16 protein-coding genes and 1 riboswitch are annotated in these 18,509 nt (G+C 72.0%); of the genes, 8 read left to right on the forward strand and 8 right to left on the reverse strand.

Annotated elements, in window-relative coordinates:
* Window positions 1-141 precede the first annotated feature (141 nt).
* The gene (locus ACFWXO_RS19725) at window positions 142-1,014 is read left to right on the forward strand and encodes a histidine phosphatase family protein (RefSeq protein WP_380525140.1); all 873 of its coding nucleotides are present in this window, start codon (window positions 142-144) and stop codon (window positions 1,012-1,014) included.
* A 70-nt stretch (window positions 1,015-1,084) separates the two neighbouring features.
* On the opposite strand, the gene ACFWXO_RS19730 is transcribed toward ACFWXO_RS19725, so the two are convergent.
* The gene (locus ACFWXO_RS19730) at window positions 1,085-2,047 is read right to left on the reverse strand and encodes a helix-turn-helix domain-containing protein (RefSeq protein ID WP_380525142.1); all 963 of its coding nucleotides are present in this window, start codon (window positions 2,045-2,047) and stop codon (window positions 1,085-1,087) included.
* Window positions 2,048-2,477: 430 nt separating this feature from the next.
* Here ACFWXO_RS19730 and ACFWXO_RS19735 point away from each other — a divergent pair, with 430 nt between their 5' ends.
* Together ACFWXO_RS19735 and ACFWXO_RS19740 are read left to right on the forward strand one after the other, a co-directional pair.
* Window positions 2,478-2,972, forward strand: a complete 495-nt coding sequence (locus tag ACFWXO_RS19735; RefSeq protein WP_375894062.1) for a GNAT family N-acetyltransferase — start codon at window positions 2,478-2,480, stop codon at window positions 2,970-2,972.
* Window positions 2,973-3,165: 193 nt separating this feature from the next.
* A complete protein-coding gene (locus ACFWXO_RS19740) occupies window positions 3,166-5,307 on the forward strand; it encodes an acyltransferase family protein (protein ID WP_380525143.1) in 2,142 nt (713 codons plus the stop codon).
* Between the two features lie 6 nt (window positions 5,308-5,313).
* Here the strand turns inward: ACFWXO_RS19740 and ACFWXO_RS19745 are convergent, their stop codons facing one another.
* From ACFWXO_RS19745 to ACFWXO_RS19765, 5 genes are all read right to left on the reverse strand, one after another.
* Complete coding sequence (locus ACFWXO_RS19745) at window positions 5,314-6,507, reverse strand: glycoside hydrolase family 113 (RefSeq protein WP_375894067.1); 1,194 nt, start codon at window positions 6,505-6,507, stop codon at window positions 5,314-5,316.
* A 16-nt stretch (window positions 6,508-6,523) separates the two neighbouring features.
* On the reverse strand, window positions 6,524-7,975 hold the full coding sequence (locus ACFWXO_RS19750; protein ID WP_380525144.1) for a glycosyltransferase family 2 protein: 1,452 nt from the start codon (window positions 7,973-7,975) through the stop codon (window positions 6,524-6,526).
* Between the two features lie 46 nt (window positions 7,976-8,021).
* Window positions 8,022-8,882 (reverse strand): hypothetical protein, encoded by an 861-nt coding sequence (locus ACFWXO_RS19755; RefSeq protein WP_380525145.1) that lies wholly within the window; start codon window positions 8,880-8,882, stop codon window positions 8,022-8,024.
* A 124-nt stretch (window positions 8,883-9,006) separates the two neighbouring features.
* The gene (locus ACFWXO_RS19760) at window positions 9,007-10,461 is read right to left on the reverse strand and encodes a glycoside hydrolase family 26 protein (RefSeq protein WP_375894075.1); all 1,455 of its coding nucleotides are present in this window, start codon (window positions 10,459-10,461) and stop codon (window positions 9,007-9,009) included.
* 139 nt (window positions 10,462-10,600) lie between these two features.
* On the reverse strand, window positions 10,601-11,512 hold the full coding sequence (locus tag ACFWXO_RS19765) for a hypothetical protein (RefSeq protein ID WP_380525147.1): 912 nt from the start codon (window positions 11,510-11,512) through the stop codon (window positions 10,601-10,603).
* 529 nt (window positions 11,513-12,041) lie between these two features.
* Window positions 12,042-12,174: riboswitch (cobalamin riboswitch) on the forward strand.
* 193 nt (window positions 12,175-12,367) lie between these two features.
* Here ACFWXO_RS19765 and ACFWXO_RS19770 point away from each other — a divergent pair.
* The 3 genes from ACFWXO_RS19770 (at window position 12,368) to ACFWXO_RS19780 (ending at window position 16,366) form a co-directional block, all read left to right on the forward strand.
* Window positions 12,368-14,779 (forward strand): ribonucleoside-diphosphate reductase subunit alpha, encoded by a 2,412-nt coding sequence (locus ACFWXO_RS19770; RefSeq protein ID WP_375894183.1) that lies wholly within the window; start codon window positions 12,368-12,370, stop codon window positions 14,777-14,779.
* Window positions 14,779-15,795 (forward strand): ribonucleotide-diphosphate reductase subunit beta, encoded by a 1,017-nt coding sequence (locus ACFWXO_RS19775; protein ID WP_375894081.1) that lies wholly within the window; start codon window positions 14,779-14,781, stop codon window positions 15,793-15,795. The genes ACFWXO_RS19770 and ACFWXO_RS19775 overlap by 1 nt, the downstream gene beginning before the upstream one ends.
* 97 nt (window positions 15,796-15,892) lie before the next feature.
* Window positions 15,893-16,366: a hypothetical protein gene (locus tag ACFWXO_RS19780; RefSeq protein ID WP_380525148.1), complete on the forward strand. Its 474-nt coding sequence runs from the start codon at window positions 15,893-15,895 to the stop codon at window positions 16,364-16,366.
* A gap of 38 nt (window positions 16,367-16,404) precedes the next feature.
* Here ACFWXO_RS19780 and ACFWXO_RS19785 read toward each other — a convergent pair whose 3' ends face one another.
* Together ACFWXO_RS19785 and ACFWXO_RS19790 are read right to left on the reverse strand one after the other, a co-directional pair.
* Entirely contained in the window at window positions 16,405-16,623 is a 219-nt protein-coding gene (locus tag ACFWXO_RS19785) for a DUF397 domain-containing protein (protein WP_380525150.1), read from the reverse strand.
* Window positions 16,616-17,485 carry a helix-turn-helix domain-containing protein gene (locus tag ACFWXO_RS19790; protein ID WP_380525151.1) on the reverse strand — a complete coding sequence of 290 codons (870 nt, stop codon included), beginning with the start codon at window positions 17,483-17,485 and terminating at the stop codon, window positions 16,616-16,618. Before ACFWXO_RS19790 ends, ACFWXO_RS19785 begins: the two co-directional genes overlap by 8 nt.
* A 226-nt stretch (window positions 17,486-17,711) precedes the next feature.
* Between ACFWXO_RS19790 and ACFWXO_RS19795 the strand changes: the two genes are divergently transcribed.
* Window positions 17,712-18,125 (forward strand): ATP-binding protein, encoded by a 414-nt coding sequence (locus ACFWXO_RS19795; protein WP_380525152.1) that lies wholly within the window; start codon window positions 17,712-17,714, stop codon window positions 18,123-18,125.
* 29 nt (window positions 18,126-18,154) lie between these two features.
* Window positions 18,155-18,397: a hypothetical protein gene (locus ACFWXO_RS19800; RefSeq protein WP_380525153.1), complete on the forward strand. Its 243-nt coding sequence runs from the start codon at window positions 18,155-18,157 to the stop codon at window positions 18,395-18,397.
* Window positions 18,398-18,509: the final 112 nt, after the last annotated feature.

Below are 18,509 nucleotides of genomic sequence, written 5' to 3' on the forward strand. Positions count from 1 at the left end.
GCCCTGTGATCGCGCCGCCTTCTCCGTGAACACTGGAGGAGGCGGCGCGATCATATGTATGAACAGGCGTGCACGCCGGGCACCACCAGACCGGACCGGCATCCGGCCGGAACCTGATCGACCCACGGGGAGCTCGCGGCCATGGCAGAACTCGGCACCACCCTCAACGGCCAGCACCAGACCACCCAGCACCAGTCGGCCCCGCACCAGGCCGCCCAGCACCAGTCGGCCCCGCACCAGGTCACCCAGCACCAGTCGACCCAGAACCAGCACCACCCCCACGTCACCGCCCACCGCCCCGCGGCGGCCACCCGACTGCCGTCCGTGCTGATCGCCACCCGGCACGGCGAGTCCACCGCCAACGTCGAGTTCCAGCTGGCCGAGGCCGTCGGCGCGCTCAGCGTCCCGATCAGCTGCCGGGACGCCGACATCCCGCTGTCCCTGCGCGGCCAGCAGCAGGCCCAGGCGTTCGGCCGCTGGTGGGCCGCCCTGCCCAGCGCCGACCGCCCGCGCAGCGTCTGGTGCTCGCCGTACGTGCGCACCGCCGAGACCACCCGGATCGCGCTCGCCCAGGCGGCCGGCCTCGGCGCCGTGCCCGTCACCCTGGCCGTCCGCTACGACGAGCGGCTGCGCGACCGCGAGCTCGGCATCCTGGAGATGCTGCCCAAGGCCGCCATCGAGGCCAAGCACCCGGAGGAGGCCGCCCGGCGGCGCAAGATGGGCGAGCTGTACTACCGCCCGCCCGGCGGCGAGTCCTGGGCCGACGTCGCCCTGCGGGTGCGCAGCCTGCTGCGGGACGTCTGCGAGGAGGAGGCCGGCCGGCCCGTCCTGCTGGTCGCCCACGACTGCACGGTGCTGATGCTGCGCTACGCGCTGGACCGGCTCACCGAGCAGCAGCTCACCGAGCTCGGGGCGGTGCACAACTGCTCCACCAGCCTGTGGCGGGCCCAGGACGGGCGGTTGCGGCCGGACCGCTGGAACGGCGTCGACCACCTGACGGGCGGGGACAGCTGACGGGCGGAGGCAGCTGCCGGGGGAGGACAACTGATGGGTGGAGGCAGCTGACGGACCGTCGGCCGCCGGGTCACTGCTGCGCGACCGCCGGATCGGCGAAGCAGCGGCGGTAGGCCAGCGGTGTGGTGCCCAGCCGCCGCCCGAAGTGGTGCCGCAGCGCCGCCGCGTTGCCGAAGCCGCAGCGGGCCGCGATCGCGTCCACCGACTCGGTGGTGGACTCCAGCAGCCGCTGGGCCAGCAGCACCCGCTGCCCCACCAGCCAGCGGTGCGGGGTGGTGCCGGTCTCCTGCTGGAAGCGCCGGGCGAAGGTGCGCGGCGACATGTGCGCCCGGGCGGCCAGTTGCTCGACGGTCGCCTCCTGGTCCGGGTGGTGGCGCATCCAGTCCAGCAGCGGGGCCAGCGAGTCGCCGCCGCCCTCCGGCAGCGGGCGGTTCACGAACTGCGCCTGCCCGCCCTCCCGGTGCGGCGCCACCACCATCCGGCGGGCGATCCCCCGGGCCACCTCGGCGCCCTGGAACTTGCGCACCAGGTGCAGGCAGGCGTCGATGCCGGCCGCCGTACCGGCCGAGGTGACCACCGGGTCGTCGTCCACGTACAGCACGTCCGGCTGCACCGCCGTCCCCGGGAACCGGCCGGCCAGGTCGTCGGTGTAGCGCCAGTGGGTGGTGGAGCGGCGGCCGTCCAGCAGCCCGGCGGCGCCCAGCACGAACGCGCCGCTGCAGATGGACAGCACCCGGCCGCCGCGCGCCACCACCGCGCGCAGCGCCGCCAGCAGCGGCTCCGGGTAGGCGTCGCGGATCCCCGAGGCGGTGACCACCGCCAGGTCGGCGTCGGCGAGCCGCTCCGGGCCGTACGGGACGTCCACCGTGAACCCGGAGTGGGTGGCGTGCGGCCCGGGGTGGGCGCCGGCCAGCGCGAAGTCGTAGCCGGGCAGCCCGTCCGCGGTGCGGTCCAGGCCGAACACCTCGCAGGCCACGCCCAGTTCGAAGGGGTGGACCTCCTCCAGCACCACCGCGACCACGTTCCTCAGCATGCCGCCCAGGATGCCCCGCCGGGCCGGGCGCCGGGAAGCCCCCGGCTGGCAGGATTTCGAGGCAACCCGGCGTTCCTGCCACTCGTCGGCCCCGCCGGCTCCCGGCCACAGTGGTGGCCATGGAATCCGGCACCCTCGCAAGCGCACTCGCCCTGGCCGGCGCGGTCGGCGGCTTCGGCCTGCTCGGCTCCCTGATCGGCCGCGAGCTCTCCCGCGGCCCCGCGGCCGGCCGCGACAACTACCACCGCCCCGGCGGCTACCCCGCCGACCCGCACCGCGCCGACCGGCTGCACGGCGCCCCGGCCGCGGGCCGCGCCGACGCCGACGGCGCTCCTGCCACCGCCCCCGCCACCCCCGCCGTCCCCGCTGACCTGCCGCTCCGCCCGACCCCCGGGCCCGTCGCCGTACCGGGCTCCGGCACACTGGCCCGATGGACTACCTCATCCGCCACGCCCTCCCCCGGGACCTCGAAGACGCCGGCCGGATCACCGTCGAGGCCTTCGTCGGCGACGGCTACACCAAGCCCACCAGCGGCTACGTCGAGCTGCTCCGCGACGCCGGGCGGCGCTCCCGCGAGGCCGAGCTCCTGGTCGCCGCCGACGCGGCCGACGAGCAGGTCCTCGGCTGCGTGACCTTCGCCGTCGGCGGCACCGAGTGGGCCGACATCGCCACCCCGCAGGAGGGCGAGATCCGGATGCTCGCCACCGCCGCCGCCTCCCGCGGCCGCGGCGTCGGCGAGGCCCTGGTCCGCGCCTGCGTCGCCCGCAGCCGCGAACTCGGCCTGACCGGCATGGCCTTCTCCACCCGCCCCGAGATGACCGCCGCCCACCGCGTCTACGAGCGGGTCGGCTTCCGCCGCACCCCCGAGCGGGACTGGGCGCCGTACCCGGGGATGGACCTGATGGTCTACACCATGGCGTTCTGACGGCCCGGCGGCAGTCCACCGGCCCCTCCCCCACCCCCGTGACGGGCAGACGATCAACAGGCGTCTTTTGATATAAACCACAGATCAAGACATGTCGTCGACAGGTCGCGACAGTCGATCGACCGGGGGGACGCACCACATGGACGACGGGCCCGGCCCCAGCACGCCCGGAAGCGGCCCGACGCTCCAGGACATGCGCGAGGCACGGGGCATCGAGGCCCCGGCCTCCAGCCGCTACGCGATCCCCGCACCCGTCCGTGCGCCCCGCGGCCCGCTGCCGCCGTCGGTCCGCTTCAAGGCGGTCGACGGGCTGCGCGGCCTCGCGATCGCCTCCGTGCTGCTCTACCACACCGACTGGTTCCAGAACGGCCTGTTCGGCGTGGACGTCTTCTTCGTGCTCTCCGGCTTCCTGGTCAGCCTGGTGCTGATCCGCGAGCTGGACCGCACCGACGGCATCCGGCTCGGCGTCTTCTACCGCCGCCGCGCCAAGCGGCTGCTGCCCGGACTGCTCGCCACCATCATCCTGGTCGTCGGACTGTCCGCCCTGGTCAGCCCGCTCCGGGACGTCCGGGACCTGCGCCCGCAGGCGCTCGCCACGCTCGCCCAGGTCGCCAACTGGGCCCAGCTGTCCCGCGGCGACGCCTACTGGCAGCACTTCGCCTCGATCGACCCGCTGGCGGCCATGTGGTCGCTCAGCATCACCGAGCAGTTCTACGCGGTCTGGCCGCTGCTGCTGCTGATGGTCTTCGGCCTGTGCCGCCGCTCGCTGCGCGCCGCCGGCATCGTCACCGCCGTCCTGTTCGCGGCCTCCGCGCTCGTCGCCCCGCTGATGTGGAACGGCGGCAACAGCGACCGCCTCTACCTCGGCACCGAGACCCGCGCCGTCGGCTTCGCGGCCGGCGCCACCGCCGCCTTCGGGGTCCACCTGTGGCTGCGCCGCAAGGCCCGCGCCGCCGCCGACGGCCCCCGTTCGGCCCGCCGAGGCGGCGCCGCCCTGCCCACCCTGGTCGGCACGGCGGCCCTCGGCGGCCTGGTCTGGGCCAGCCTGTCCGTCGGCAGCTACCACGAACCCTGGCTCTACCAGGGCGGACTGGCGCTCGTCGCGGCGCTCGCCGCCGTGCTGACCGCCTCGCTCTGCCACGACCGCGGCCCCCTGGTGCGGCTGCTGTCGCTTCCCCCGCTGCGGCTCACCGGCACCATCTCGTACAGCCTCTACCTGCTCCACCTGCCGGTGTACTGGCTGCTGCAGCACTTCGTCGACGACATCTCGCCGCAGAAGCTGCTGCTGATCGGCGGCCCGGTCTCCTGGGTGCTGGCCTGGCTGCTGCACACCGCGACCGAGAAGCTGCGGGTGCTGCGCTGGCGGGCCCTCCCGGCCGTCCCGCTGCTGGCCGTCACCGCCGCGGTGGCCACCGCCGGGGCCTGGTACCTGCCGGCCTGGGTCACCCACGACATGCGGTCCGGGCCGAGCGGCAGGCCGATGGTCCTGGTGCTCGGCGACTCCTTCGCCCAGGACCTCGCCACCGGGCTGTACCGGGACGGCGACGGCTACCGGGTGGTCGACGGCGGCATCAGCGGCTGCGGGGTGTTCGACCCGGACAAGGTGCGCACCGTCTCCGGGACGGAGTTCGAGACCAGCTCCGACTGCCGGAACCGGGCGGCCGAGTGGGACCGCCAGGTCGCCGCCACCGCGCCGGAGGCCGTGGTGATCCACCTCGGCTGGGACGCCGCCGAGCAGTACCTGGACGGCACCTGGCTCAACCCCTGCGACGACGACTACCGCAGCCGGTACCGCACCGAGCTCACCCAGGCCGTCGAGCAGGTCCACCGGCGGGCGCCCGCCGCCCGGGTGCTGCTGATGAACGAACGCGTCGAGAACGGCGCCATCGGCAAGGCCTGGGGCACCTGCTACAACCAGCAGGTCGGCGACTTCGTGAAGGCTGCCGGCGGCACCGTCCGGCTGGTCGACCTCGACACCTTCTACTGCCCGTACGACACCTGCGTGTGGAAGGACAAGGACGGCCACTGGGTCACCCCGGCCAACGACGGGGTGCACCTGACCCCGGCCGGCATGCGGTTCGTGACCCCGTGGCTGGAGAAGCAGATCGCGGACGGGCTGTCCGGGGCCCAGCCGCAGTCCCCGGCCGCGCCGGCGGCCACCCCGACGCCGACGCCGACCCCGACACCGAGCTCCACCCCGACGCCCACCCCCACGCCCACGCCGACGGCGAGCACCCGGCCGACGGGCCGTCCGACCCCGGCCAAGCCGGCCCGGACGCCGACCCCCAAGGGGACCCCGGGCGCCGGCGAGCACCCCGCCGAGCCCCAGCCGTAGCGGGCCCTACGGCTGCGGGACCTGGTAGGTCTGCGCGAAGCAGTCGCGGATCGCCTTCTCGGAGCCCGGGCGCCCGGCGTAGTCCATCCGCGGGGTGTCCGGGGTGACCGGCAGGGTCGGGTCGATGCCGAAGTACAGCGACCAGAAGTAGACCCCGCCCAGCTTGCGCTCCTGGGCGACCTGGCAGACCGCGGTGAACCAGGTGGCCTGGACGGCCTCGTTCACCTCGGTCTTCTTGTAGTACTCACCGGGCGTCTTGTACGCGCCCTTCTGCGCCGGGATGCCCACCTCGGTGAGCTTGGTGGTCGGCTGCGGCCCCGTGCCGCGCTTGTCGAGCCAGGCGTTCCAGCTGGCCTTCAGGTCGGCGATCGGGGCGTCGTCGTCGGAGTTCTTGGCCGGCGGGTAGGCGTCCGCGCCCGTCCCGTCGACGGGTACCGCGATCGGGCCCTTGGCCCAGTTGTCGAAGTTCGCGTCGTACGCCAGCTCGCCGTGGAAGGTCTTCCTGGCCTCGTCGACCAGCCCCTGCCAGCGCGGGTCGCCCTCCAGCGAGTTGAACTCGGTGCCGAGGGTGAACTCCGCCGCGGAGTGCTCCTGGGCGGTCTTCAGGTACGGCGCCAGGAAGGCGGCGTAGCTGGCGAACCAGGCGTCCCGGTCGGTCGGCGTGATGTTGCCGCGCCACTTGAGGGTGTGGACGTAGTCGAACACGTCCTCGTCCATGATCGGACGCACGGTGGTGCGCAGACCCGCCCGGTGGGCGGCCTCCAGCAGCAGGGCGAGGCGCTCCGGGGTGGGCGAGGTCGGCCGGGCGGCGACGGCGTTCGACTTGGTACCCGTGGTGTAGTACGGGAACGTCACCGACAGGGAGTTGGCGTTCAGCCCGACCACGTACCTGACGATGCGGTCGACCTTGCCCTGGACGAAGTTGTCCGGGTCCGCCGGGTCGTCCAGCCAGTACACCTGCACGCCCCACTCGGGGCTCCCCTTGGTCCACGGGCGGGCCACCTTGGGGCCGGTGTCCTCGACCGGCGGCGCGTCCTTGCCGAAGCCCCAGACCCGGCCCTGCTCGGTGGGGGCGGCGAGGTGGACGGTGGTGGGCCGCTGGTGGTCGAACCGGATCGGGTGGTCCCCCCACACCACGGGGACGGCCACGGCGACGGCGACGACGACGGTGGGCAGGATGAAGATGGCGGGGCGCTTCAACGGTCGTGACTTCCGATCAGGCCGGTTTGGCGATGACGACGAACTTGTTCTCCTCGCGCTTGAGGAACTTGATCAGCCCCCGCAGCCCGCCCCAGCCCTCCAGGAAGGAGAACACCGGGATGCAGGCCACCACGACGATGGGCTCCCACCACTTGCGCCGGTGGTTGGCCGAGGCGACCACGTTCAGCCGCAGCCCCTCCCAGTAGGTCCAGATCACGTAGGCGAAGTTGATCGCCCACAGCAGCACCACGGACTGGGTGACCGGCGAGGTGTTCCAGGTGCCGGTGAACCAGGCGACCATCAGCACCAGGCCGACGTGCTGCAGCGGGCCGAGCACCCAGCTGACCATGCCCATCCCGATGAACAGCCGGTACCGCAGCGGGATGGTCTTGTTGAAGCAGAGCGCGACCAGGCCCCAGGCCCAGCGCTCGCGCTGCTTGAGGAAGTCCTTGACGCCAGCCGGCGAGGCGCCGTAGCAGCGCCCGTTGAACCAGTCGCTGCGGCCCGGGTAGCGCTGGCAGAAGTTCAGCGCCATCTGGGCGTCCTCGACGATGGTCTTCGGCCCGAAGTCCCAGCCGATGGTGGCCTCCACCGAGGAGCGCACGATCAGCAGCTCGCCGTGCACGCCGGCGATCGGGGTTCCGGTGCCGGTCATCGCCCGGAAGCGGGCGATGTCGTCGGCCGGGCGGATCGCGTCGGCGAGCCAGGTGAAGGTGGAGACGGCGTTCTCCCGGGGGTACGTCAGGATGCCCTGCGCCATGTGCTTGGCGTCGTCCCCGGCCCGGCGCTGCCGGTTGACGAACTGGGCGACGGCGGCGGCGGTGTCCGGCCCGACTCCGGTGTCGTCGTCCATGTGCAGCACCCAGACGTCGTCCTGCGCCTCGCCCTCCTCGATCCGCAGCTCGTGCGAGTAGTGGTTGGCACGGGCCTTGAACTTGGTGCCGTTGGCCGTCTCGTACGCCTTCGGCACGGTCACCACCCGGATCAGCGGGTGGCGTTCGGCCAGCTCGTCGATCTTCTCGGCGGCGGCACAGCCCTCCTCGGTGAGGATGTCCACCCTCATCCAGGGGAAGTACGACGGCAGGTGCTCGACGTACGAGAGCACCGAGCGCTCCAGCGCCGGGTAGGTGTCGTGCCGGCCGATGGTCGGCACCAGCACGATCAGGAAGTCGTCCTCGGCCGGCGCGGGCGGGGTCATCCGGTCCACCTGCCGCAGCCGTCGGCGGACCATCAGCACGCCCTGGAAGCCGATCAGCACACCGAACACCGGCATGCCCCACAGGATGGTGATCGCCCAGCCGAGCGGGGTCGGGTTGGGCACGTACGCCCAGATCGAGAAGGTGAAGATGATCGCGAAGGCGGTGTAGAACGGCAGCACCCGGGGCTTCCAGGACATCTGTCGCTCGGCGAGCCGGGCGGCCTCGCGGGACGTGGTGAGCACCGTCCGCGCAGGGGCTGTGGACGTCATGGCGGAAGTCGTTCCTCGTCTGGTGTCGGTCGGTCCGGTCGGTCGGTCAGGCCTGCGGCGGGTGCGGGGCCGGCGGCGCGTCCGCGGGCGGCGGCACGACCGGGCCGGGGGCCACCGGAGCGGCGCCCTGCGGGCCGGGCGCGGGCGGGGCGGGCGCGGGCGGGGCGGCGGGCCACTGCTGCTGGAGCGCGGTCGGCTGGTACGTCGGCGCCGCCGGGGGCGGCTGCTGGGCGTACGGACCCGGCACGGGCGGCACCGGCTGGGGCTGCGCAGGCGGCCAGGCGGCGGGCTGGGCCTGCGGCTGCGGCTGCTGGTACCACACCGGCTGAGCCGGCGGCTGGGCCGGCCACCCGGGCTGCGGCTGCCCCGGCTGCGGCACTCCGTACGGACCCGGCTGCGGCGCGGACGGCAGCGGCGCGGCCGGAACCGCGCCCTGCGTGAGCGGCCAGGGCGTCCCGGCCGAGGAACCCTCCGGCTGCTCCCGCCACTTGGAGCGGGCGAGCAGCACGATCAGCGTCGCGGTGACGACCACGCCGAGCGCGAAGGTGGCGAGCTTGAGTCCGCCCTCGGTCGTCCCCGTGAACCACTGCCGCTGCGGTTCGTCCAGCAGCGCGCCGGTCAGGCTGCGCACCCGGTTGTAGCCCTCGACCAGTGCCACGCCCGCCGCCACGCCGAGCGCCCAGGAGCGCCCGCGCAGCAGCAGGATGCCCGCGGCCAGGTACAGCAGGCCGTAGTTGAGGCTTCCGGTCTCGGCGTCCACCGAGGTCCCGCCGTAGTAGAAGATGCCCTTGAGGTAGGTCGCGAAGCCGACCTGCCCGAAGCAGTTGTAGGCCGCCCAGCCGAGCAGCACCACGCCCCAACCGACCGCCAGGCCACCGGCCCCGCGTATCGGACGTGCCTGTGTCATCCCCGTACCCCCGCCCCTTCGGTCCTCTCCCGACCGTTCACCGAGCCCTCGGGCTTCGCCGCCACAGGATGCCACACGGCACAACGGACCCGGAATTCCGCCCGTTCAACGGATCCGGGCCCGATCAGCGGACGTGCAGCCCGCCCCAGTCGATGCTCCCGCCGGACGGTCCGGAGCCGCCGGTGATCGCCAACGGGCTGTGGTAGGTGGCGTTGACGTCCGCTCCGGAGTTGCGCGGCTGGTCCGGGGCCAGGTTGTCGGAGGTGAGGGACTGCCCCCAGACCGTCCAGATCGTCCAGGGGGTGCGGCCGAGGGTGTCCGGCTGGCGGGAGTTGACCGGCACGGCGAAGGACTCGGCGAGCATCCTCGGCTTGTGGTAGGCGGCGAGCCCGTCGTAGTAGCGCTTGGTCCAGACCTCGCCGGTGCCGATCGGGTGCGCGGGGCTGCCGCTGTAGTCGTCCACCCCGACCACGTCGACGTACTGGGAGCCCGGGTAGTAGTCCCACGGGTCCACGCCCGGGGCGCCGTCCCAGGACACCGGTGTCCAGACGAACAGCAGGTTGTGCAGGCCCCTGGTCTCCACCAGGTACTTGTAGGTGATCCGCCACAGCGCCTGGTAGTCGGCCGGCTTCTGGCCCGCCCACCAGAACCGGCTGGCGCAGTCCTGGACGTTCATCTCGTGGTAGGGGCGCAGCAGCACCGGCACGTCGTGGGCGGCCAGGTACTCCAGGTGGTCGGCCAGGTAGGACAGGTCGGTGACGAGTGCGCGGTACTCGGGGGTGTCGCCCCCGGCGTCCACGACCCGGCCGAACCAGCCCGGGTCCTTGGCCGCCGGGGAGTTCGAACAGAGCACCCGGTCGAAGGACTTGACGGCGGACCCGGGGTAGGGCTCGTGGAAGGACATGCCGACGATCCCGGCCGGGGCCCCGCCGTTGTCCGGGAGTTCGGTGGTGCTGCCGTCGCAGTTCTGCTGGACGCCGGAGCCGTCGTAGGTGCCGTCGTCGGCGCGCGGGTGGCCGGACCAGACGGCGGTCATCAGGTCGACGGCGTCGTCGGTGTACTGCCAGCCGGTGCGACAGGTGGGCCAGCGGCCGGCCGAGTAGGAGCGCGGGTTGCCGACGCCCCAGGCGTTCTGGCCGTAGCCGGGGCCGAGATCGGTCTCCATGAAGCCGGGCAGGCGGCCGGTGATGTCGGCGGCCTTCTTGTAGTAGTAACCGACCTGCTTGGTGCCCCGGTAGTCGCCGTACTCGGGGTTGTTGCGCTCGTTGTGCGCCTCGACGTGCTGGCCGATCACCGTGCCGCCGCTGTGCCCGGTGCGGGCCTGGGCCTCCAGGTCCGCGAGGAACTGCTGGACGGCACGGGCGTTCGGCGAGGCCTGCGGGTCCCGGGCCAGCAGGTCCCGGCCCACGTCCGGCGGCAGGGTACGGCCGGGGGCGCCGACCGACACCGGTACCCGGACGGGCTGCCCGGGGTCGGTCCGGTCGTCGCGGTCCAGCAGCACGAGACTGCCGGCGGCGACCACGATGCCGGCCGCGGCCAGCACGGCCGGCCTACCGCGCAGGACTCTGGGCAGGGCCACGACCGCTCCTCCGGTTTCTCGCCGGCGCCGACCCCCGCGGACGCAACCGGAACACGCGTACGAATGACTCCGACGAGAGCCTGCCACACTCCCCCGGTCCCGGCGAACGGGTCCGCCGGGACCGGGGTGTCACCGCGGGTCAGCCGGTCGCGGCGGCCGCCGGAGTGCCCTGCGAACCCGGCGTGGCCGAGCCCGCCGCCTTGGCCCGCTGGAGCAGCTGGCCCTTCACGTGCTCGGCGAACCCGGCGGACGCCGCGGTCGCGGCGGCGTCAGGGGCGTTGCCGCCCTTCGCCGAGCCCTCGACGGTGAAGTAGGCGTACCGGCCCAGGCTGCTGTGCGTGCCGGTGCAGCCGGGGTTGGCGCAGAACGCCGGGCCGCCCGGCGCGGGCAGGCCCTTGAGCTGCCCGGCGTAGTTCTTCATCGCCGTCTCGGCCTGGATCTTGTGGTCGAAGACCGCGACGCCGACGGTCACCGCGCTGTCGCCGGAGACGTACGTCGCCCGGAGCACCTTCTGGCAGCCCTGGTCGCCGAGGACCTTGCCGAGCCCGCCGGTGGTGGAGTTGCCGTCCCAGCAGGGCTGGTCCAGCGCGACCACGGTCCGGTTCCAGGACACGCCGTTGACCGTCACCTGCAGCGCGGAGAACAGCGCCCCCGCGTCCTGCGGCGCCGGGTCGGTGGCGACCTCCCAGATCGGCTTCGACGGGTCGTCCGGCTGCCCTCCCGCGGCCGCACCGCCGTTCGACGGGCCTGGGGTCGACGGGCCGCCGTTCGACGGGCCGGGGGTCGGCTTGCCCGAGACGGACGCGGACGCGACCGCACCGCCACCGGGCTTGGCCGGGTCGTCCTTCTTGCCGAACAGCAGCACTCCGCCCGCGGCCAGACCACCCACCAGGACGACGGCCACCGCGCCGCCGATGATCCTCACCCGGCGCTTGCGCCTGCCGTCGGCCTCGTTGCGGTCCGCCAGCGCCGCCCAGTCCGGCTCGACGCGCTGCGGCGGGACCGGCTGCTGCGGCGCGGCCGGCTGCTGCGGGGGCCCCGGCTGCTGCACGGGAACCGCCTGCTGCGGGGCCTGCTGCCACTGCGGCTGCGCAGCCGGCGGCTGAACCGGCTGGGGCGCCGGCTGGGGCACCGGCGGGACGGGCTGGGAGAACGGCTGCGCCGCCGGCGCCACCGGTCCGTACGAGGCCGGCGGCGGGCCGAAACCACCGCCCGGCGGCGGCACCGGACCCGGCCCCACCGGCTGCTGATTCTGTGCGCCCCCCGGCCCGGCGGGAGGCGTCCCCTGCGGCCCGTGCCCAGGTACACCAGTTCCGTCGCTCATGCGCCCAGATCGTAGGGCATCACCCGCACCGCCCCTCGGCCCGGTGACCGTTCCGTATCGAAACCAGGACGCCCGGCGCGCCGGGCCCGGGTGTCCGGCACCCGGATCCGGGGTGTCCGGCGGGCGGCCGCGACACGTCCGGAGCGTGGTTCCGGGCCTCGGACGTCCACGAACCGCCACCGGCCCGGGCACAACCCGTCATCGCGACAACACACCACGCCGTACTACATGTGGTGTCGCATCGAGGAGACACCACTACATGTATGCTCGCTTCTGCTGTCGATGCAGGGGAACCCGGTGGGAATCCGGGACTGCCCCGCAGCGGTGTGCGGGCGGCTCCAGCAGCCGTACCGCGAGTCCGAGTACCTGCCGAACAGCGTGCGCCACGGCCCTCCCGCAGAGGCCGCGCCAAGCACCAGCACCACCCCTCCGGGCCTCGCGGGCGGGCCGGGGAGACACCTCGCGCGACGCTTTTTGCGTTCGCGCCGTGCTCCCCTGCCCAGATCGGCCCGGGTGACCCCGATCACCGCCGCACGATCGCCGCCAGGAGAGAGCGCCTTGACCACCGCTGCCTCAGTCACCCTGCCCGCCCAGGGCTCCGGTACCGCCTTCACCGACCCGACGGTCTCCGACCCCGGCGGTGCTCTCCTGCGGCTGCTCACCGACCGCAGCGCCGACCTCACCGAGGTCGACCCCGGCCATGTCGCCGCCGCCGCGCTGCGCGGCCGCCACGCCGGCTCGGACTTCGCCGAGCTGCGCGGTCTGGCCGTGGACGCCGCCGCGTCGATGATCGCCGAGGACCCCCAGTACTCGAAGCTGGCCGCCCGCCTGCTCGCCCTGGAGATCGTCGACGAGGCGAACAGCCAGGGCTCGACCTCCTTCTCCGCCTCGATCGCCGTCGGCCACGCCGAGGGCCTGATCGGCGACACCACCGCGGCCTTCGTCGCCAAGCACGCCGACGCCCTGAACGCGCTCGTCGACACCAAGGGCGACGACCGCTTCGAGTACTTCGGCCTGCGCACCGTCCAGTCCCGCTACCTGCTGCGCCACCCGATCACCCGCAAGGTGATCGAGACCCCGCAGCACTTCCTGCTCCGCGTCGCCTGCGGCCTGGCGGTCGGCGACTCCGAGCAGTCGGTGCGCGAGGTGTCCGAGCTGTACGGCCTGATGAGCCGCCTGGAGTACCTGACCTCCTCGCCGACGCTCTTCAACTCCGGCACCCGGCACCCGCAGATGTCCAGCTGCTACCTGCTGGACTCGCCGCTGGACAACCTGGACTCGATCTACAACCGCTACGCGCAGATCGCCCGCCTCTCCAAGCACGCCGGCGGCATCGGCCTGTCCTACTCGCGCATCCGCTCGCGCGGCAGCCTGATCCGCGGCACCAACGGCAAGTCCAACGGCATCGTCCCGTTCCTGCGCACCCTCGACTCCTCGGTCGCCGCCGTCAACCAGGGCGGCCGCCGCAAGGGCGCGGCCTGCGTCTACCTGGAGACCTGGCACGCCGACATCGAGGAGTTCCTGGAGCTCCGCGACAACACCGGTGAGGAGGCGCGCCGCACGCACAACCTCAACCTGGCCCACTGGATCCCGGACGAGTTCATGCGCCGCGTGAACGCCAACGCCGACTGGTCGCTGTTCTCCCCCGCCGACGTCCCCGAGCTGGTCGACCTGTGGGGCGCCGACTTCGACGAGGCCTACCTCAAGGCCGAGCTGGCCGGCAAGGCCGTCCGCACCATCCCGGCGCAGACCCTCTACGCCCGCATGATGCGCACCCTCGCGCAGACCGGCAACGGCTGGATGACCTTCAAGGACGCCTCCAACCGCGCCGCCAACCAGACCGCGCTGCCCGGCCGCACGGTGCACTCCTCCAACCTGTGCACCGAGATCCTGGAGGTCACGGACGACTCCGAGACCGCCGTCTGCAACCTGGGCTCGGTCAACCTCGGCGCGCACGTGGCCGAGGGCGCGTCCGTCGAGGACCTGCTCGGCGCCATGGACTGGGAGCGCCTCGACGCCACCGTCCGCACCGCCGTGACCTTCCTCGACCGCGTGGTGGACATCAACTTCTACCCGACCACCGAGGCCGGCACCTCCAACTCCCGCTGGCGGCCAGTCGGCCTCGGCGTGATGGGCCTCCAGGACGTCTTCTTCAAGCTGCGGATCGACTTCGACTCCGCCGAGGCCGCCCGGCTGTCCACGCTGATCGCCGAGCGCATCATGCTCACCGCCTACGAGCGCTCCGCCGACCTGGCCGAGCAGCTCGGCCGCCACGAGGCCTACGGCGAAACCCGCGCCGCCCGCGGCGAGCTGCACATCGACCACTTCCCGAGCGCCGCCCCGGAGTGGACCGACCGCTGGACGGCGCTGCGCGCCCGCATCGCCGAGACCGGCCTGCGCAACTCGCTGCTGCTCGCGATCGCCCCGACCGCGACCATCGCCTCCATCGCCGGCGTCTACGAGTGCATCGAGCCGCAGGTGTCCAACCTGTTCAAGCGCGAGACGCTCTCGGGCGAGTTCCTCCAGGTCAACCCGTACCTGGTGCGCGAGCTCAAGGAGCTCGGCGTCTGGGACCAGCAGACCCGCGACGCCCTGCGCGACGCCAACGGCTCCGTCCAGGAGCTCGGTTGGCTGCCGGAGCAGGTCCGGTCGCTGTACCGCACCGCGTGGGAGCTGCCGCAGCGCGCGCTGATCGACCTGGCCGCGGCCCGCATGCCGTACCTGGACCAGAGCCAGTCGCTGAACCTCTTCATGGCGGCGCCGACCATCGGCAAGCTCAGCTCGATGTACGCCTACGCGTGGAAGGTCGGTCTCAAGACCACCTACTACCTGCGCTCGCGCCCCGCGACCCGGATCGCCCAGGCCGCCTCGGGTGCCGCCCGCACCGCCGCTGGTACGCCGGTGCCGGTGAACACCCCGACCCTCACCCCCGAGGAAGAGGCCGCACTGGCCTGCTCCCTGGAGAACCCCGAGTCCTGCGAGGCCTGCCAGTAATGTCCGACGATCGCCAGAAGATGCTGCTCGACCCCGGCTTCGAGCTGACCCTGCGCCCGATGCGCTACCCGTCGTTCTACGACCGGTACCGCGACGCGATCAAGAACACCTGGACCGTCGAGGAGGTGGACCTGCACTCGGACGTCGCCGACCTGGCGAAGCTGAGCGAGGGCGAGCGCCACATGATCGGCCGCCTGGTGGCGTTCTTCGCGACCGGTGACTCGATCGTCGCGAACAACGTGGTGCTGAGCCTCTACAAGCACATCAACTCCCCGGAGGCGCGGCTGTACCTGTCGCGCCAGCTGTTCGAGGAGGCCGTGCACGTCCAGTTCTACCTGACGCTGCTGGACACCTACCTTCCGGACCCGGAGGACCGCAACGCGGCCTTCGCCGCGGTGGAGAACATCCCCTCCATCCACCAGAAGGCCCAGTTCTGCTTCAAGTACATGAACGCGGTCGACCACATCGACTCGCTGCAGACCAAGGAGGACCGGCGGGCCTTCCTGCTCAACCTGATCTGCTTCGCGGCCTGCGTCGAGGGCCTGTTCTTCTACGGCGCCTTCGCGTACGTGTACTGGTTCCGGTCGCGCGGTCTGCTGCACGGCCTGGCCACCGGCACCAACTGGGTGTTCCGCGACGAGTCCATGCACATGGACTTCGCGTTCTCCGTGGTCGACACCGTCCGCGAGGAGGAGCCCGACCTCTTCGACGACGAGATGGCCAAGCAGGTCACCGAGATGCTGGAGGAGGCCGTCGAGGCCGAGCTCCAGTTCGCCCAGGACCTGTGCGGCGACGGCCTGCCCGGCATGAACACCGCCTCGATGCGCGAGTACCTCCAGGCCGTCGCGGACCAGCGCCTCGCACGGCTCGGGATGCCGATCCGGTACGGGTCGACCAACCCGTTCGGCTTCATGGAGCTCCAGAACGTCCAGGAGCTGACCAACTTCTTCGAGCGCCGGGTGTCGGCGTACCAGGTCGCGGTCGAGGGCTCGGTCTCCTTCGACGACGACTTCTAGGTCGAATATCGTTCGGCTTCAACAGCAGGACACAGCGGGGCTGCCGTCACGGCAGCCCCGCTGTTCTCGGTTCCAGGCGTACGGGGGTAGCACAGACATGTCCAAGCTCCAACAACGGGTGATCGACGGCCCGTTCGGACCGATACAGCTCAGCCACGACCGCTGGCCGACCGTCGTGGCCCGGGTGCAGGGGGCGGGGATGCCCACCGTCACCGTGGTGCCCGACCGCGACCACGGCGCGATGAACATCAACGGGAGCAACATCCCGACCACCCGGAAGTCCCGCACCCGCACGGCCATTCTGGGCGACCGCACCTACGAGCTGAGATCGACCAGCCTCCGCCACGCAGAGCTGCGCCGCAACGGCACCCTCATCGCCCACGCCCACGGCAGCTTCCGGTCGTACGCCCCGGGAAGATCCATCCCCGGCCTCGACGCCAAGGTCACCTGGTCCCAGGGCATCGACCCGACGGATGTCGCGGTCGGCCAGTCCATGGTCCTCGCCTTCGGCGCCGGCGCCCCGGGCATCGTCCTGCGGACCATTTTCTTCTGGACCGACAACCTCACGTGACACACCAGGGGTGCCCCACCCGGGGCACCCCTGTTCTTCTACTCGGCCAAGAACTCCCCGCCCTTGACCCCGGCCACGAACGAAGCCCAGGCATCAGCATCGAACAGCAGACCTGGCCCATCCGGGTCCTTCGAGTCCCGGACCGGCACGCCCCCAACCCCGCCTATGGCTATCTCCACACAGTTGCTCTGCGCACCGGAGAACGACGACTTTCTCCAGCTCAGGTCAGCGGCCGCCCCCTTGGGGATGCTACTCATCGCCGTCCCTTCCTTTCGCAATGCGCTCAATGAACGCAATCGATTCCTTGCGAGGCAGCGACTCCGCCAGAGCCCGCCGGAACAGGTTCGAGTAGTTGAAGACCTCGCCCGGCTCCTCGATGTAGAGCGTGCTGAGGAGACTGTCCACGTACACGACGTCCGTCTCCGTGCTCTCGGGGAAGCTCAGGATGACGAGTGGACCGAACAGCGCCGCATGAACATCCGATTCCTCCGGCAGCACCTGGATGTTGATATTGGGCCGGCCCGCCATGGCGACCAGATAGTCGAGCTGCTCTCCCATCACCGACCGCCCACCGATCTGGTGCTTCAACACGGACTCCGACAGCACAACCCAGAGCCGAAGCGGAGATTCGCGCGTCAGGACCGATCGCCGCTCCAACCGAACCTTCGTCAGCTGCTCAACCTGCTCGACACTGGCATCCTCTATCTGCGCCCGAACGACGGCCCGGGTGTAGTCCTCCGTTTGCAGGAGCCCCGGAACGAGGAAGGTCTCCACGCTGTACGCGTCCGAGGCGTCAGCCTCCAACGAGATGTAGTCCGCGTAGAGCGGCGACAGCGCGTCCGAATATCTGTCCCACCAGCCACGCAGGCGCCCCTCGCGCGACAGTTCCTCCAGTCGACCGCGCACCACATGGTCCGTCACGCCGTAGAGGTCGAGTAGCAGCCTGAGATCCACAAGCCTGATTCCAGACTGCGCGGCCTCAATCCGGCTGATCTTGCTCTCGGCACAGTCCAGTTGTCTGGCCGACTGGACCATCGTCATCCGCGCAGCAACCCGCAACTCCTTGAGCGTTCGAGCGAGCCGTCGCTGTCGAACCGTCGGATTCCTGTTCACGGGCACGCGTTGACCTCCCAGCCGTATGTGCGCTGCCAGTCTGCCGCCCTCTGCTCTGGACAACAATCTTTGATCGGTTCCCAAAGTAGGGACTTGCACTCCAGAAGACATCAGGAGCATGCTACTCAACGTAGTCCTCCAGTAGACACATCGTGATCATGGCGGACTCTCACCGGGCATCCCCATGCCTTCTCCAGCGCTCTCACCTGCACACTCCAGAGGTGGCCCTGCCATGAGCGAACAGACCTGCTGGCTCCCCCGGCACCCCAAGTCCCCCCGCAACGCCCGCCAGGAGCTCCGCTCCTTCCTCCTCCCCCACCCCTCCGCCGAACCCCTGCTCCCCACCGGCGAGTTGCTCCTCAGCGAGCTCGTCACCAACGCGGTCACCCACGCCCGCACCCCGGGCGACCGCCTGATCTTCGTCCGCCTCCAGCTCCCCTCCCCCACCACGCTCCGCATCGAGGTGCACGACGCCGACAGCGAGAAGCCCTCGCTCCGGCCCGCCTCCCTCACCTCCGAGAGCGGCCGGGGCCTGCTCCTCGTCCAGGAGTTGGCCTCCCAGTGGGGCTGCTGCCCGCGCCGGGGTGGCATCGGCAAGTTCATCTGGTGCCACATCACCGCCCCCGCCGCCGAGGCCGCCGCGTGAGCCCCGTCCGGGCCGGGATCGCGGGGATCATGCTGCCGACCGTGTTCCCCAGCCTCGACCACGCCCTCCCTGTCCTGTGGGAGCACGTCCGCCGACACCCCGTCCGCGCCGCCCACCGGGACTTCCTCCGCCTCTGCATCGGCCCGGGCGGCAACAACGGCGTCGCCCACTCCCTCGCCCGCAGCGGCCGCTGGTCCGTCACCCTCTACATCGGCGACACCATCGACTGGACCGCCCACCCGCTCACCATCACCACCCGCCACCGCCCCTGAACTCCCCGCCCCCGGGGCGGGGCCCCCCCCCCCCCGGGGGGCCCCCCCCCCCCACCCCGACCGGGAAAAGACCACCCAAAAAAACCACCAACCAACCCCCCACCCCCCCACC

The sequence above is a fragment of the Kitasatospora sp. NPDC059088 genome, from assembly GCF_042738155.1.
Classification (GTDB): Bacteria; Actinomycetota; Actinomycetes; order Streptomycetales; family Streptomycetaceae; genus Kitasatospora.

Bases quoted from the DNA above. Each gene is read 5' to 3' on its own strand.
- ACFWXO_RS19750 (WP_380525144.1), bottom strand. From the start codon at position 7,975: ATGACGTCCACAGCCCCTGCGCGGACGGTGCTCACCACGTCCCGCGAG.
- ACFWXO_RS19780 (WP_380525148.1), top strand. From the start codon at position 15,893: ATGTCCAAGCTCCAACAACGGGTGATCGACGGCCCGTTCGGACCGATA.
- ACFWXO_RS19800 (WP_380525153.1), top strand. From the start codon at position 18,155: ATGCTGCCGACCGTGTTCCCCAGCCTCGACCACGCCCTCCCTGTCCTG.
- ACFWXO_RS19740 (WP_380525143.1), top strand. From the start codon at position 3,166: ATGCGCGAGGCACGGGGCATCGAGGCCCCGGCCTCCAGCCGCTACGCG.
- ACFWXO_RS19730 (WP_380525142.1), bottom strand. From the start codon at position 2,047: ATGCTGAGGAACGTGGTCGCGGTGGTGCTGGAGGAGGTCCACCCCTTC.
- ACFWXO_RS19725 (WP_380525140.1), top strand. From the start codon at position 142: ATGGCAGAACTCGGCACCACCCTCAACGGCCAGCACCAGACCACCCAG.
- ACFWXO_RS19755 (WP_380525145.1), bottom strand. From the start codon at position 8,882: ATGACACAGGCACGTCCGATACGCGGGGCCGGTGGCCTGGCGGTCGGT.
- ACFWXO_RS19775 (WP_375894081.1), top strand. From the start codon at position 14,779: ATGTCCGACGATCGCCAGAAGATGCTGCTCGACCCCGGCTTCGAGCTG.
- ACFWXO_RS19735 (WP_375894062.1), top strand. From the start codon at position 2,478: ATGGACTACCTCATCCGCCACGCCCTCCCCCGGGACCTCGAAGACGCC.
- ACFWXO_RS19795 (WP_380525152.1), top strand. From the start codon at position 17,712: ATGAGCGAACAGACCTGCTGGCTCCCCCGGCACCCCAAGTCCCCCCGC.
- ACFWXO_RS19785 (WP_380525150.1), bottom strand. From the start codon at position 16,623: ATGAGTAGCATCCCCAAGGGGGCGGCCGCTGACCTGAGCTGGAGAAAG.